Consider the following 15299-nt stretch of genomic DNA (forward strand, 5'->3'; position numbering starts at 1 on the left):
GGAGTGCCGAGGTAGCGGTACAGGTCGCCGGTGCTGGGGTTGGTGGCGACGAGTCCCCAGCCGCCGGCGTAGATCTGGCCCGCGGCGCCGCCGATCATGGTCCAGGAGGTTCCCGTGCCGTCGTACCGGTACACGGCGTCCCGCTTCGGGGTCAGTGCGTAGACGGTGTCGGGGGCGACGGCGAAGGAGGCTCCGGCGCCACCGATGTGCTGCCACATGTCGGGAGTGCCGAGGTAGCGGTACAGGTCGCCGGTGCTGGGGTTGGTGGCGACGAGTCCCCAGCCGCCGGCGTAGATCTGGCCCGCGGCGCCGCCGATCCTGGTCCAGGAGGTTCCCGTGCCGTCGTACCGGTACACGGCGTCCTTCATCGGAGTCAGTGCGCAGATGTTCTTGGCCCTCTTCGTCCGGGCCCGGATCGCCTGAAGGCACACCTGGCAGAACGGGTCTCCCAAATCCTTCATCTTGCAGATGTGTTCGGGCCGGAAGGCCCGGCAGTGGTAGTAGTGCGCGCCCTCGAAGCAGCCGACCGTTCCGGCGGGAACCGTGCTCGGCCGTCCATCCACCTTCGCGCAGTTCGGGTTGGACATCGTGGGCAGGGCTGTGGTCGTGGCGACCGCCCAGCCCCACTTCAGCGTGGAGCGGTCGGTGTTCAGCGTGACGTTCGGCTCGGCCGGCTCGCCGGGCGGGTGGTAGTCCTGCCCGGTCTCGTCGCCGCCGGCGTAGGACGCGTACTCGTCCGCCAGTCCGTACGCCGTGTGGCCGATCTCGTGAAGGGCGATCTCGGTCGCTCCATCCGCGACGGAGTACGTGCCGACGGAGCCGCCACTCCCTCCGTAGATCGTGGAGTTGACCACGACGAATGCCACGGTGAACTCCGGGACCTGGGCGGCCGCTGTCTGGAGGACCGTCGAGTTGTTGCAGACCAGCAAACGTCTGATGCCGTTCGCGCCGAACGTGGCGTCGAAGTACGTGCGGGCCGTCGCGCCGGTGCCGCCGGGGCCGACCGGATCGTCGGCACCCGAGTCGGTGGACGTGACGTTGACCCGCCAGATGTTGATCGCCCGCCCCGTCTGGTCGAACGGCGGGGTGAGGGTCAGTCCGGTGACGAAGTAGGTGCAGGCGTTGTTGAACGCGGTCTGCTGAGCGACGGTGAAGCCGTCGCCGAGCAGCACGATGGTGAACGCCCGGTTGCGTGGTGCTGTTCCGTGGATCTGGGTGCGGCCTTGGACGGTGCCGTCGGACGTGGTCATCACGGTCTGCTATCGCTCGAGCCGAAAGGTGGCGAGGTCGACCTCCTGCAGCGCCTCGCCTCCCGGAGGCGCGACACGGACCACGGCGACCTGGGTGGTCTCGGCCGATGCGGGAACGATCACGGTGAAGGCGCCGCGCGCCTCCACGTCCACCCGGATGATCGGCTCCGTGTGGTTCTCCGGGAAGACCTCGGCGCTCTCCAGGAAGGCTCCCCGTGCGGGGACACGGTCAAGGCGCTGCCCGCGGTCGTCCCGAGTCTCGACGACGTAGTTGCCGGAACCCGTTCCGGCAACGGTGTCGAAGCCGCTGATGACCGTATCGACCGGCTGTTGGAAGACGAGGCGCACCGAATCGCCCTCGTACTCGAAGATGAGGCGAATTGCTGGAGTACGAGGCGTTTGCTGCGGGTTGGTCATGACGAGGCCTCTTCGGGCGGTGTGATGTCGGGCATCTCTGCACGCCTTGGGTCCCACAAGGCCGACGTGCGCACGAACTGCAGGTCGGGTATCGGAGTTACTCCGTCCTGTCCGGCGAGGGCTCATGTACCGGGTGTGCTTGGCCGACTCAAGAGGAGTGTCGGCGCGACGCGGAGGCGCGGAGCGATATGAGCCGTACTGGCCCTGTCTGGGACCGGAGAAGAACTGCGGGCCCCGGAAGAAATATCTGCTGTTCGGAGCTCACGCCAATTCTATCCCTGGCCGGATATGTGTGCTCGTCGGCACAGTGGCCGGGCAAGGGCCGGCGCGTGCCGGATGCCCGCACCTGACTGTCACTCGGGCCCATGCCTCGGGAGGGGGTCAACAAGACCGTCCAAGAACGGCGTTGCCGAAGAGCCGGCGACGTTCGTGCACGACCTCACTCGCGGGCGGCGGCGACTCGCGCGGGTGTTTTGGTGGTGGAGGACAGGGGGGACCTCCGGGACAGGGCACGACTTCGGCGTCGATCCCATCACCAGGCTTGATGAGGTGATCGAGTGCCCCAACCGGCGTCGCCCCCGGCGCTCGTCTGGATCGACCTCACAGCGGACAAGACCGAGGTAATTCCGGTGCTGGCTGCGCAGGCGAAGGTGTCGAGCATCGAGTGGGTCGCTAAGGCCGTGCTGTCGCGACAGCAGTCAGCCGCAGCGGAACGCCGGAACGCCGCCGGAGCCAACCGAGTGGATCTCTTCCTACGGGCTCACGAACGCTCGCCAGCGTCGCGTCCTTCACATACGTTCGTAACTGTGAGCGACGCTTCAGCTGCGTAACGGAATCAGAGCCTGCCGGCTCAGGAAAGAGCAGCCATGGCGCCCAAAGGAGGAGCTGGTCATGAGTCAGCCGGGGACCGTGGCGCTCACGGTCGAACATGAGGGCTCCGCCCAGGCGATCGCATTCAGCCGCGACAGCACCCGGTTCGCCAGCGGCGGCAGCGATTCGGTGGTGCGGGTGCGCGGCGTCGGCGTCGGTGCGCCGCTGGACGTGCCCTGCGAGGGGTCCGTGACCGGCATCGCGTTCAGCCCCGACGGCGCCGCGCTCGCGGTGGCCGACTTCGAGCAGGTGTTCCTGCGCTCCAGCTCGACCGGGGCGGTGATCTGGCAAGGGCCGCTCGATCCGGGCAGCTCGGTCAACACGGTGCGGTTCACCCCGGACGGAAAGGTGGTCGCGTCCACCGACGCGGTGGTGGTGGTACTCGAGGGCGCGACCGGGGCGGCATCCCGGCGGATCACCGTCGACACGCCGCAGATCGCCGACATCGACCTCAGCACGGACGGCACCCGGATCGCGCTCGCCATCGACGAACGGCACGGCGGTGACCACCGGCGTGCCGGGTCCGCGCGGGTGCTGGACCTGGCCACCGGCGCCGAACTCGGGCGACTGACCCCGGACGACGCGGTGCTCGCTGTCGCGTTCAGTCCGGATGCCTCCCTGGTGCTGTGCTGCGCCGCCGACGACACCACCCGGATGTTCCAGGCGGACGACGGGGCGCAGTTGTGGCCGACGGAGGACGAGGTCGACGAGCAGGTCACCGCCCCGAACTGCCTGGCGTTCGACCCGAAGGGCAAGTGGACCGTGGTGGGCGGCTCCGACGGGTTCGCCCGGGTCCTGGAAGCGGAGTCCGGGGTGGAGAGGGGCAGGGCGCCGAAGCTCGCCCCCGGGCTGCCCGACCCGGGATTCGGGGCCGTCACCCACGTGGCGTTCAGCCCGAACGGCAAGGTGGCGGCCAGCGCCTCCATCGACAACGTGGTGCGCCTGTTCAATCTGGACGGCAACGAGCTCTACGCGGTGACCACCGACGAGGTGCTGGCCATGGAGTTCAGCCCGGACGGGCGCTGGCTGGGGCTGGGCGGTTTCGGTCACGCGCTGGTGATCGACAACGGCGAACCCGGGCTCGGGTGAGGTGACATGGACCCCACCGAGCTCCTGCGCCAGGTCGCCGACCAGCTGCGCGCGCTTACCCAGAACGCGGTGGAGGGCCTGGTCCGCGAGCTGCCCGAGGAACCGTCAGCCGCCGGCACCGTACTGGCAGGACGGCTGTTCGCGGCGTACGACCGGCTGCCGCCGGGGAACTCGCTGGTGGATCTGGTGCGGGAGATGCTCGGCGACCTGGACGCGGGCTCGCCGGTGCGGTTGCACGGCTGGCGGCGGGCGCCCGGGGCGCCGCTCGGGGTGGCGCTGGTGCTGACCGACCCGGCCGGCGCGGCGGCCGGCCGCGCGGTGCTCGGGGTGACTCCGGGCGGGCCGCTGTTCGACGTGGTGGTCACCGCGGGGGCGGCCCTGTCCATGCCGCCGAGGGTCACGGGCCCGTGGAGTGCGCAGGCGACGATCGCCGCGGCCGGCGGCTGGGACGCCGCGTTCGGTCCCGGCATGCCGCCGGCACCACCCGGCGGCACCGTGACGATCCAGGTCCAGCGCACCGGCCGGCTGGCCGCCGGCATGACGGACGGGCCCGGGATCAGCGTCAACGGCATCGCGCTCACCGTGACCGCGAGCCCGGACACGCCGCCGGCCGTCGAGGTGGAGCTGCGAGAGCTCGCTGCCGCCGTCCTGCCGACGGCTCTGGCCAAGCTGATCGGCGTCGGCGGGGCCGGCCCGATGGCCGGCGGTTCGGGGCCGGTCACCGTCACCGTCCGGGCGGACCGGGCCGGTGGACTGCGCTTCGCCGGAACCGGCGCGCTGCGCGCCGCGCTGCCACTGCGATTGAACGCTCCAGGTGTGCAGACCCGGGGTGCCGCCCTGGAACTGACCTCCGACGGCGGCGAGCTGCGGCTGGCCCTGTCCGTGTCGGTCGACGCGGGACTGCCCGGGCTGCCACTGCGCGCTTCGATGGTGAGGGCAGGCATCGACCTGCCGGTGGTGCTCTCACCGGCGATGCGACCGGGCATCGATCCGCAGCGCCTGCGTGAGCTCTTCCCGGACGGCATCGGCACCGAACTCGACCTGCCGCCCGTGTCCGGCGGCGGCGTGGTCCGGGGCAACCCCGACCAGGGCTACGCCGGGCTGATCTCGATCGACCTGAGCGTGCTGCGGCTGCAGGCCGTCGCCCTGTTCCGGCCGCCGGTCGCGGGGGCCCCGACCAGCTTCCTCGTCCTGCTCGCCGCCAAGTTCCCCGATCCCGGCATCCAACTCGGGCTGGGCTTCGCGCTGGACGCGGTCGGCGGGCTTGTCGGCGTCAACCGGCGCGTCGACGTCACCGCGCTGCAGCAGCTGGTCGGCGACGGCAACGCCGACCGGGTGCTCTTCCCTGACCGGGCGGTGGAGCGTGCCGGGGAGATCGTCGATTCGCTGGCCTCGGCGTTCCCGGTGGCCACCGGCCGGGTACTGGTCGGGCCGATGGTACGCATCACCTGGGGCGGTCGGATGGTGTCACTGTCCGGCGCACTGATCCTGGAACTGCCCGCCCCGGTGCGCGCGGTGCTGGTGGGGCGGCTCCTGGTGGGTCTGCCCGACCCGGTGGTGCCGCTGATCCGGCTGCAGGCAAGCGTGCTCGGACGGATCGACACGGGCGTTCCCGAATTCGAACTGCTGGTGTCGCTGGCAGGGTCGTGGATCGTCGGACTGGCCGTGCGCGGCGAGATGTACCTGCTGGTGCGCGGCGGTCGGCAGCCGGAGTTCGTCATGTCCGCCGGCGGCTTCCACCCCCGTTACACCCGCCCCGCCGGGGTGCCCGCGCTGCGCCGGCTCGAGGTCGACCTGGCCCCCGGAAACGGGTTCGGGCTGCGCATGGAGGCCTACTTCGCGGTCACGTCCAACGCGGTCATGTTCGGCGGCCAGGTGCAGCTGGAGGCGATGATCGCCGGCTGCGGTGTGCAGGGCTGGCTCGGACTGGACGCCCTGTTCGTCTTCGACCCGGTGTTCGCGTTCGCGGTGCATGTGCGGGCCGGGGTGGCGGTGCGTGCGTTCGGCCGCCGACTGGCCAGCGTCGGCCTGGACTTCACCTTGGAAGGCCCGGCGCCTTGGCACGCGTTCGGCACCGGCAGCATCTCGGTGCTGTTCTGGGACGTCGAACTCGACTTCGACATCCGCTGGGGCGCCCCACCGGCGGTCGCGCCGCGGGCCGGGCGTGATCCGCTCGAGCCGCTGCGTACCGCCATCGGTCAGGCGAAGGCGTGGGTGGCGGAACGGCCGGCAGCCGAACGGACCGCGCTGGCGTTCACTCCCGCGGCGGTCGAAAAGCTCGCCAGAGGCGAGATCGTGCACCCGGACGCCACCCTGCGGGTCAGCCAGGAGGTGATCCCGCTGGGCGTGCCGATCTCCCGGTTCGAGCGTCGGCCGGTGCCGGTGCAGACGTGGACGATCAAGGAAGTCACCGCCGGCTCGCCCCGGCCCGTCGACGGTCTCCCCTCGCTGCCGGAGCGGTTCGTGCCCGGCGAGTTCTTCGACCTCACCGAGGACCAGCAGCTCACCGAGCCCGCGTTCGTCAGCCACGCCGGCGGGGTGCGTGTGGGCACCGACGGCGCCCGGCTCGGCGCAGGTCACCGGGTCGACGACGGCTACGAGACCGGGTACGAGCCGCCCCTGCCGTCGCGGGAGTTCTCCCCTTGGCCGGGACTCTTCCGCCGCGAGGCGGTGTACGGGCTCAGCGCCGCCGAGCGGCTGGAGCGGTGGCGCACACCCGAGGCGGCCGTACGTGTACGCCCACCGACGATGAGTGTGGTCGCCGCCGACGACCTGCACCCACTGCTCGCCGACGTCTCCCTGGTCAACGCCACCGCGGACGCCTGGCAGGCGGTACGCGAACAGCTGGGCGACCCGCACGCTCCCGTTCAGCTCGTCGAGAGCTGGGAGCAACGCACATGAGCCTCCTGGTGAGCACCGGGCCGGCGACACGCCGAAGAGGCACGTCAGGGCCACACGGCCTGAGCTGGAGCGACGCATGAGTACTCGATGGTTCTTCTCCTCGGCGCAGGTCGGTGCGGCGGCTTCGGCGTCGGGCCAGGCGCTGCCGACGTCGGTGCTGTTCGCCCGCGAGATCGACGGCGAGGACAAGCGGGAGCCGGTGGCAGGGCCGACGCTGTCGCTGGTCGGGCCAGGGGATGTGCTCGGCTTCGACCGGGCGATGGTGCTGCGCGAGGAGCCGCAGCCCGGCTCGGCCCCGGCGGCGGAAAACGTCCTGGCCGGTGTCGAGTTGGCGCACGCCGACCTGCCGTGGCTGCTCTCGCCGGGACAGGCCACGACACCGTCCGGGCCGACGCCGCTGCCGTGGATCGCGTTGATCGTGCTGGCCGAGGACGAGGCGGCCCCACCGCGGGGCGCGAACCCGCTGCCGGTACTCACCGCCCCGGTCGCCGCGCTGCCACCGGCGGCCGAACGCTGGGCCTGGGCGCATGTGGAGGCTCGCCTCCCGGACAGCGTCACCGACCTCGGCGCCGCGCAGCACCTCGCCACGCAGGGGGTGCGCAACCACTCGGCCGACGTCGTCGCGCGGCTGTTGTGCCCGCGCAAGCTGGAGCCGAACCGGGGATGGATCGCCGCCGTGGTGCCGGCCACCGCGGCCGGCCGGGCTGCCGGCCTGAACGCGCCCCTGGTCGGGCCGGGCACGGCGGATGCCTGGCCGGCCGGCGAGAGCGCCACGATCGACCTGCCCGTCTACCACTGGTGGACCTTCCGCACCGCGGAGGCGGGCACCTTCGAGGAGCTGGCTCGTCGGCTGCGCTTCCGGCCGGCGGCCGAGGCCGGGCTCGGCACCCGGACCATCGACGTCGGCCGGCCCTGGCCCGCCGAGCAGGAAACCGGGTCCGCCGGCGTCGCGCTGGACGGTGCGCTACGGGTGCCGGGAACGGCGGCGCCCGAAGTGTGGTCGGACCCCGCCGCACAGGAACGGTTCCTGGCCCTGGTCCGAGAACGCCTGGACGCTCCCGCCCGGCGCCGCGCCGAGGCCGGGCCTCCCGCCGACGACCGCGACACCGCCGCCGTCGCCCCGCCGCTCTACGGCAGCCACCACACCGGCCAACAGACCGTGCCCACCGACCCGAACAGCTGGATGAGCACCCTCAACCTCGAGGTCCGCCGCCGGGTGGCCGCCGCGCTCGGCGCCCGCTACGTGCAGCTGGAACAGGAGTTCCTGATGGCCAGGGCCTGGGAGCAGGTCGGCGAGGTCCGTCAGGCGAACCGGCTGCTGGCCGTCGGCGAGATGGCCACCGCCGCCGCGGAGCAGGCCCAGCGCAAGCACCTCGCCCCGCTGGATGTGGCCGACCTGGTCACCGTCATGGCTCCCGTGGGCAACCGGATGCCGCTCTCCGACGCCGTCGCCGGACCGGTAGGAGCCGCGACCACACTGACCGCCATGCTGGCCGCGTCCCCGGTGCCGACGGGGGCGGCAGACACCTCGTTCGTCCGGCTGACCCGCCGCACGGGCGCCCTGGCCCGCCGCGCAGGCCGCGTCGCGACCGGCGACGCCGCTGTCGCCGGGGGGCCCAGGCCGGTCCTCGAACAGCGGCTGAGCGATATGGGCGTGATCGACGCGGAAGCGCCCGAGGCCGGCCTGCCGGGCGAACTCCGCGCCGGGGTCAGCCCGCCGAAGCTGCAACTCCTGCGGATGACCGACCGCATCCCCGCCGAGTTCTGGCCGCGGCGCAGCGAAGCCGAAGCCCGCCCGCTGCGGCCGATCATGGCGCACCCGAAGTTCACCGTGCCGATCGCCGAGGAACTGCTGGCCCGCTGGCCCGAGTGGGCGATTCCTGGCATCGGCGCACTGCCGCCGAACTCCGTGACACTGCTGGAGACCAACCCGGAGTTCGTCGCCGCCCTGCTCGTCGGGCTCAACCACGAATTCAACCGGGAGCTGTTGTGGCGGGAGTTCCCCACCGACCAGCGCGGCACCCCGTTCGCCCGATTCTGGCCCGGCGACGACGCGGACGTCGACGAGATCGCCCGCTGGCCGCTGGACGCCCCGCTGGGCAGCCGGCCGCGCACCGGCGGCGAGGGCAGGCTGGCACTGCTCGTGCGCGGTGACCTGCTGCGCCGGTTCCCGGGCACCGCGCTGCTCGCGGTACGCGGCGAGGAGGGCAAGCTGCCGGCCGCGTTCGGCGGAGTGCCGGGCACCCCGCTGGCCCTGGACGAGTCCACCGTGCTCTACCTGTTCGCCGGTATCGACGAGCACCGGGCCCGCGCCGAGGACTGGTTCTTCGTGTTCCGCGAACCGATGCGCGGCACCCAGTTCGGTTTCGACTCCGGTCAGCCCGTCCCCTTGAAGACCTGGGCCGACCTCACCTGGAGCGGCGTCACCGTGGACGCCGCCAGGTTCGTCCGCCTCGCCCCGGCGCCCGCCACACCGAGCGAGCTGCCGCCGGCCGATCCGCCGGTGTGGGGCCGCGACGCGGCCGACATGGCCCGCATCGCCTTCCAACAGCCGTTCCAGCTGGCCTTCCGGGCCACCACGTTGCTGGGCGGCTGATCAACGTGTCGAGGACAGGAGCACACCGCAGATGAGCGACGCGTTCGCCGCCCGCGCGCAGTTGGACCGAGCACGCGCCGAGGCGGACATGGCGCAGGCCCGCGCGGACGAGCAACTGGCCGTGGTCCGTCGGCTTCAGGACGCCATCCGGGCCGGCGACGAGCGCGCCACTCCCGAACTGCTCACGGCCGCCGAGGCGGCCCAGGCAGAGCTTCAGCGCACGGCCGACCAGCTGAAGAGCTCGGTCAGCAGCGCCGGGGAGGAACTGGCACAGGCCCTTGCCGCCGGCGCCGCGCTGTTCCCCGACGACAACACCGCCCCGATCGCCCTGCTGCCGGTGCGGGTGGAAACCATCTGGTGGGAACCGGGCGCACTTCGGGTGCGCGTCTACCCGGACGACATCCTGCTGTCCCAGTTCGACCCGGAGCTCACCACTGCGGAGGCAGCCGCCGGCACCGAGTACTGGCGGGATCCGAGCCCCGAAGCCTGGCAGAAGGTGCTCACTCTGCTGCGTCCGGCACGCGCCGCCTGGGCGGTCCGCGCCTGCCGCCCCGGTGCCCCGCCGCCCGCGGTGCGTCCCGACGACCCGAACGAACGCCGGCAGCGCGTGGTCGCGATGCCCAAGCGCTGGCGCTTCCTCGGCCTGGTCGACGGCCAGGTGGTGGTGGACAGACTCGGCCGTCCGGTGCCCGACCCGCTGCCGATCAGCATGCTCCGCACCGATGAGGAGGGCTGGGAGACCGACTGGTTCGAGGCGGTCAAGGCGGGCATGGGTGTCGAGCTGACCTTCACCGACGGCACCGATCACCTGGACGAACTCCTGGTCGTCGGGGTGCGCGACGACTCGGCGGTGGACGGTGCCGCCCGGTTGCGCGACGTGCTGCACGGTCACCGCTTCGGCGGCGGGCTCGGCATGCTGCCCGCCGGTACCGCGACCAACAACACTCCGCGTGCTCGGTCCGGTTGGTCCTCGGCCCCGGCCTACCCCGGGCCGGACCCGGACCCGGAGCCGCCGGCCGGTCAGCGGCAGGTCACCGACGTGCTGGCCGATGCGCTCGGCCTGCCGGACGCCGGTTTCCTGCGCGGTTGTCCCGGCGCGGCCGACGCGGAACCGTCGGCCGTCGCCGCGTTGACCCTGCTCACCTGGCCGACGCTGGGCAAGGGCTTCGCCGAGGCCGCCACGTCCCACTTGGACCTCGGTACCAAAGAGGTCCGGGACCCTGGCCCGGCAGGGCCGTGGCGCGCGGTCCGGGATCATCTCGCCGAGCATGTCCGCAGTCGCGGGCCGCTGCCGATGCTGCGGGTCGGCCGCCAGCCGTACGGAGTGCTGCCCGCGACCGCGCTGGGCGACTGGCGCGCCGGGCGGGACAGCGACGTGGACGCGCTGCTGGCGCCCTGGTTGCTGCGGCTGCGGGAACGCTGGCGTGCGGTGCTGAACGGCGAGGACTCCACCATCCCCAGGGTGCGGCCCGACGAGCCGGTCGACCAGGTCGCGGTGGACGCGTTGCAACGGCTGCCGGTGGCGACCGGCCTGGCCATGCGCCGACTGGACGGCCCTGGGTTCGCGGTGCCGAAGACACCGCGCGACCAGCCCCCCGCTCAACCGGGCCTGCCCGGCCTGCCTCCGGACGGCGTGCTGCGCTGGACCACGGGCTCCGACGGCTGGACCGATCTCGGCTGGGGCCTGGACGAGGCGACCGGCGTCCCGGCGTTCGTGCCCCGGCTCACGCCGGACCCGGTCGGCTTCCCGGCCCGCGCGTCGGCCACCGCGGACTACCTGGCCGCGGTGCGCGCCTTCCTGGCAGGCGAGTTGGACGCCGAGAGCTACGACCGCGCCTGGCCGGTGGAGCTGTCCTCCGGCCGGGAGACCCCACCTCGGCCGAGCACGTTCTTCGACCTCCCGACCGTCGGCGGCGAAGTGCCGGGCGAGGGTGGCGAACCGACCGAGGACGGTGCCCCACCGGCCGAGGGCAGTGCTCCGACGCCCGAGGACGGGGTTCCACCGCCCGACGACGGTGCTTCGACGCCCGAGGACGAGGGGGTACCACCGGAGTTCCCGCCGGAGGCTCCGCCGGATGCCACGGGGGTGCTCGATGCGCTGCTGTTCCTGCCGAACTGGGCGTTCTCCGACGACGGTGAGGAGGATCCGCTCCCCCATGCGCTGGCCGCCACCGGTGACGTGGACCAGCTGGTGGCCGACGTGCTGGAGGGGCTGTCGGAAGGCGATCGCGCGGAACGGGTCGCGGCCGCCACCCGGGCCACGGCCGCGCTGCCCCGGCTGGAACAGGCATTGCGGACACTCGCCGCCGTACCGACGACCCGCCTGCCCGAGCTGCTGCTGGAGGTCATCGACGTCCACTCGCACCGGCTGGACGCCTGGATCACCTCACTTGCGTCGCGGCGGCTGGCCGAGCTGCGGGCATCCGGCATCGAGGGCATCCGGTACGGCTGCTACGGCTGGGTGGAGGACCTGCGGCCGGCGGTGCCGAGGGAACAGGTCGAGATCGACGTGGACGACGTCGCCACCACGGTCGAGGTGTCCGGGCAGGACGGCTACATCCACGCACCGTCGCTCCAGCACGCGGCGACCGCGGCCGTTCTGCGCTCGGGCTTCCTCGGTCACCCCGGCGAGCAGACCTACGCGGTCGGCCTCACCTCGCGCCGCGCCCGAATCGCCCGCTGGCTGCTCGGCGGCGTACGCCGGGGTCAGAACCTGGGCTCCCTGCTGGGCTACCGGTTCGAGCGGGCCCTGCACGATGCGGAGCTGGACCACCTCGTCGAACGGTTCCGCCGCCAGTTCCCGCTCCCGGTGGTGCCCGAGCCCGAGGATCAGGGGGCTGACGCGCCGTTGTGGGCGCGCAGCGCGGAGGCCGTCTCCGCGCGCAACGTCGTCGACGGGATGGCCCTGGTGCGGGCCGGTGCCGGCGTGCTCGATCTGCCCAGTGTCATCGACGGCGCGCCGGTGGTGCCGTCGGCCGACCGGGGAGCGGTGGAACCGCTGCTGCAGGACCTCGCCGACGCTCTGGACGCAGTGGGCGACCTGGTGCTGGCCGAGAGCGTCCACCAGTTGGTGGGAGGCAACCCGATCCGCGCGGGGCTGACCGCCGACACCCTGGGCCGCGGTGAGGACGTACCGGACACGTTCCACGTGTTGCGCACACCGCGGCGGGCCCGCGCGCTGACCCATCGAGTGGCCGCGCTGCTGCCGGCCGTGCCGGTCGGGCCGACCGGCTGGCCGGCCGACCCGGTCGCCACGCTGCAACCGGCGGTGGAGGCCTGGGTCGCGCACCTGCTCGGCCCGGCGGCGGGCTGGACCCTGACCGGGGTGCTGGGCGGGCACGGACGGGACCCGGGCGGCGACCAGGACCGCGGGCCCGAGGAGCAGGGCAACGGTCAGGCATTCGACATCACCGCCGACCGGCTCGGGTTGGGCGCGCTGAGCACGGTGCTGGAAGCGGGCGGCGCCGAACAGGCCCGGCTGGGCCGCGCGGTCCTGGACGCCCAGGGCGCCCCGCCGGACACACGGGTCACCTTCACCGGTCCCGGCTGGAACGGTCTGCGCGGCAGGGCCGTCCGGATCCGTTCACTGCTGGCCACTGCCCAGCCGCTGCTGCCGGCGCATCTGTCCGAGAGCCCGGGCGACCGCTCGGTCGAGACGACCGATCTGCGGCGTCGGCTGGCGGACTTCGCGGCCGACCCCCTGGTCGCCGCGCACCCCGGCGCGGCGGCGCTCGGCGCACTGGCCGCGGAGGCGGCCGAACCGGGCGGGGCCGAGGGCTGGTTGTCCCGGGCGAGGACGGCGGTGGCCGAGGTGCTGGGCGCGGACGTCCCGCTGCTGCCCGCGCTCGTCCAAGGGGCGCCGGCCGGGCGGGCCGACCTGCCCGGCGCCGAGGTCGAGGACTGGCTGCGGCGCAACGCGATGGTGCGGCCGGTGGTCCGAGCTCTGCACGAGACGCTGGTGCTGGCCGGGGCCCGGGCCGGACGGGTCGAGCGGCTGCGCGCGGCACAGAGTCCGCTGGGCGGGACCGACCCGTGGATCGGGGGCACCTTCCCGGCCGGGCGGCGTCCGCAGGCCACCGCACACCTGGTCTGGCACGCCCCGGCAGAGGCCGCGCCCGGCGCGGCCGTGACCGGTCTGCTGCTCGACGAATGGATCGAGCTGCTGCCCGGTTCGGACGTGCTGCGCCCGGCCGCCGAACCCGCACCGCCGGCCGGGGCGCCGCCGACACCGACGGCCGAGGCACCGGCGGCAGCGGCACCGCCGGAGACCGAGCTGACGGGCGTCGCGTTCCACTACGACCGGCCCGACGCCAAGGCCCCGCACAACGTGCTCATCGCCGTCCCAGCGGACCTGGATCGCGGCTGGACCTCCGACGGCCTGGTCCAAGTGCTCCGCGAGACCCTGGAACTGGCCAAGCTGCGCGCCGTCGATCTCGCCGACCTGCCGCTGCTGGACGACCTGATCCCCGCTGTCCGGATCTCTCCGCAAGGGGCGACCGGGCAGGCGCTGTCCAGGATCGAGACCCGCCGGCCCAACACCGACCCGGAGGGGCCGTTCCGTCTGGAGCCCGGGCACCGCACCGCTGACGTCGAATCCGGCCTGGCGGCCCGGGTGCACGACCCGCTCTGGCTTCTCACCCGGCAGTGGCAGTTCGGAGAGTTCGCCGCCCAGGACGCCGGCTCCCCCGCAGTGGTCCAGATGTCCGGCAGCAGTGCGCCGATCGACGCCTGGCGGCCGGCCGGGGCCGCCGACTGGGTGCCCTACGACCCTCGCCTCGGGCCGCTCGACGTCCAGGTCGAGGACGAACCGGTCCAGGTCGACGAGCGGCTGCGCGCCGAAGGGGGCGCCGCGCTGCTGCGGATGTCCGACGACGCCGGGCTGCTCACCGCCGCCGTCGCGGCACTGGCACCGCATCAGCTGCGGGCCGGCGAGCCCGACACGAGTCTGGTCGGCCTGCTCGACGGCCGGGTACCCGACGCGGTGGCAGTGGCGGCGGCTCTGGACGCGGGCACCTTCGACGGCGGACCGGACCCGAAGCTCGGCGAGGTGGCCGGCCGCTGGCGGCGCTGGTGGGCCGGGCAACTGGCCGAGCGCGGCCCGGACTGCTTCGACCCGCACCGGTTCGAGTACGCCGCCGAGCTGTCCACCGGTGGCACGGTGCTGCGCGCCGAGGAGTACCTGGGCGACGGCCTGGACTGGTACGGCCTGGACGTGCACCCCGAACCCGAGAACGCGGCCGCCCCGCCAGGACCGCGGCACACGTTCACCGACGAGGGCCTGCCCTCGACAGTGCGCTACGGCGGGCTGCCGGCCGACCGGTTCTGGGAGATGGAGGACGCGCGGGTCGACCTGGGCTCGGTGGACGTGTCCACGCTGGACACCGGCCGGCTGCTGCTGATCTCGTTCGCGACGGTCTACGGCAACGACTGGTTCCTGGTGCCGCTGGAAGTACCGACCGGCTCGCTGACCGTGCTGGACCGGCTGCTCGTACGCGACGTGTTCGGCCGCCACCACCTGGTCCCACGAGCCGGCCGGGACGACCCGGCATGGTCGATGTTCAGCCTGCACAGCCCCGACCCGGACCACCCGGCGGCGTCCGGGCTGCTGGTCCTGCCCACCGAACGCGGGCAGGTGGGCGAGGTGCTCGAGCACGTGGCGCTGGCCCGCGACGAGTTGGCGAACCTGGCCTGGGCCGTACAGCACCGCTACACGGACGGCCGCGGAGAACTGATCGACCGCCGGGACCGGTGGGCGCGCACGGCGCCCGAGCCGGTCGCGACCGGCGAGCTGCCCGCGTACGGGGTGCAGACCGTGGTGCCCGACCACTGGTTCCCCCTCGTCCCCGAGTTGGTCCGGACCGGGGCGATCCAGTTCCGGCTGACGGAGCTGACCGGTCCCGGCCTCGACTCCCGCCCGGAGGGTCTGTTGATCACGCCAGGACTGTGGGTGCACGAGGAGGAGGTGCCGCGCGACGGGGTGACCGTGACACGCCGCCCGGTGCTGGCCCGCTGGTCCGACGGCTCCTGGCACAGCTGGGTGCGCAGGGAGAAGGCCCCCGGTACCGGGGAGAGCTCCAGCGGGCTCGCTTTCGACACCGTCCGGCCCACCGAACCGTGGCCCTCATGAGGAGCAACAGGCGCGCGCCGGGAACCGGCCGTCGGACGGCTGAGCGGGC

General features: G+C 73.2%; 6 protein-coding genes. 4 read left to right on the forward strand and 2 right to left on the reverse strand.

Annotated elements, in window-relative coordinates:
• Nucleotides 1–1250: M64 family metallopeptidase (locus ACIPJI_RS19025; RefSeq protein ID WP_402247459.1), on the reverse strand; the 1250-nt coding region annotated here is incomplete at its 3' end.
• 9 nt (nt 1251–1259) lie between these two features.
• A complete protein-coding gene (locus ACIPJI_RS19030) occupies nt 1260–1667 on the reverse strand; it encodes a hypothetical protein (protein WP_402247461.1) in 408 nt (135 codons plus the stop codon).
• An 891-nt stretch (nt 1668–2558) separates the two neighbouring features.
• Between ACIPJI_RS19030 and ACIPJI_RS19035 the strand changes: the two genes are divergently transcribed.
• The 4 genes from ACIPJI_RS19035 to ACIPJI_RS19050 all read left to right on the forward strand — a co-directional run bounded on the left by ACIPJI_RS19035 (nt 2559) and on the right by ACIPJI_RS19050 (nt 15250).
• Nucleotides 2559–3626, forward strand: coding sequence for a WD40 repeat domain-containing protein (locus ACIPJI_RS19035; protein WP_402247463.1), 1068 nt, complete (start codon nt 2559–2561; stop codon nt 3624–3626).
• A gap of 6 nt (nt 3627–3632) precedes the next feature.
• Nucleotides 3633–6527 (forward strand): DUF6603 domain-containing protein, encoded by a 2895-nt coding sequence (locus tag ACIPJI_RS19040; RefSeq protein WP_402247465.1) that lies wholly within the window; start codon nt 3633–3635, stop codon nt 6525–6527.
• A 76-nt stretch (nt 6528–6603) separates the two neighbouring features.
• A complete protein-coding gene (locus ACIPJI_RS19045; protein WP_402247467.1) occupies nt 6604–9123 on the forward strand; it encodes a hypothetical protein in 2520 nt (839 codons plus the stop codon).
• Between the two features lie 31 nt (nt 9124–9154).
• The gene (locus tag ACIPJI_RS19050) at nt 9155–15250 is read left to right on the forward strand and encodes a hypothetical protein (protein ID WP_402247468.1); all 6096 of its coding nucleotides are present in this window, start codon (nt 9155–9157) and stop codon (nt 15248–15250) included.
• Nucleotides 15251–15299: the final 49 nt, after the last annotated feature.

The sequence above is a fragment of the Streptomyces sp. NPDC086835 genome, assembly GCF_044745705.1.
Taxonomy (GTDB): domain Bacteria; phylum Actinomycetota; class Actinomycetes; order Streptomycetales; family Streptomycetaceae; genus Streptomyces.

Bases quoted from the DNA above. Each gene is read 5' to 3' on its own strand.
- ACIPJI_RS19030 (WP_402247461.1), bottom strand. From the start codon at position 1,667: ATGACCAACCCGCAGCAAACGCCTCGTACTCCAGCAATTCGCCTCATC.
- ACIPJI_RS19035 (WP_402247463.1), top strand. From the start codon at position 2,559: ATGAGTCAGCCGGGGACCGTGGCGCTCACGGTCGAACATGAGGGCTCC.
- ACIPJI_RS19040 (WP_402247465.1), top strand. From the start codon at position 3,633: ATGGACCCCACCGAGCTCCTGCGCCAGGTCGCCGACCAGCTGCGCGCG.
- ACIPJI_RS19045 (WP_402247467.1), top strand. From the start codon at position 6,604: ATGAGTACTCGATGGTTCTTCTCCTCGGCGCAGGTCGGTGCGGCGGCT.
- ACIPJI_RS19050 (WP_402247468.1), top strand. From the start codon at position 9,155: ATGAGCGACGCGTTCGCCGCCCGCGCGCAGTTGGACCGAGCACGCGCC.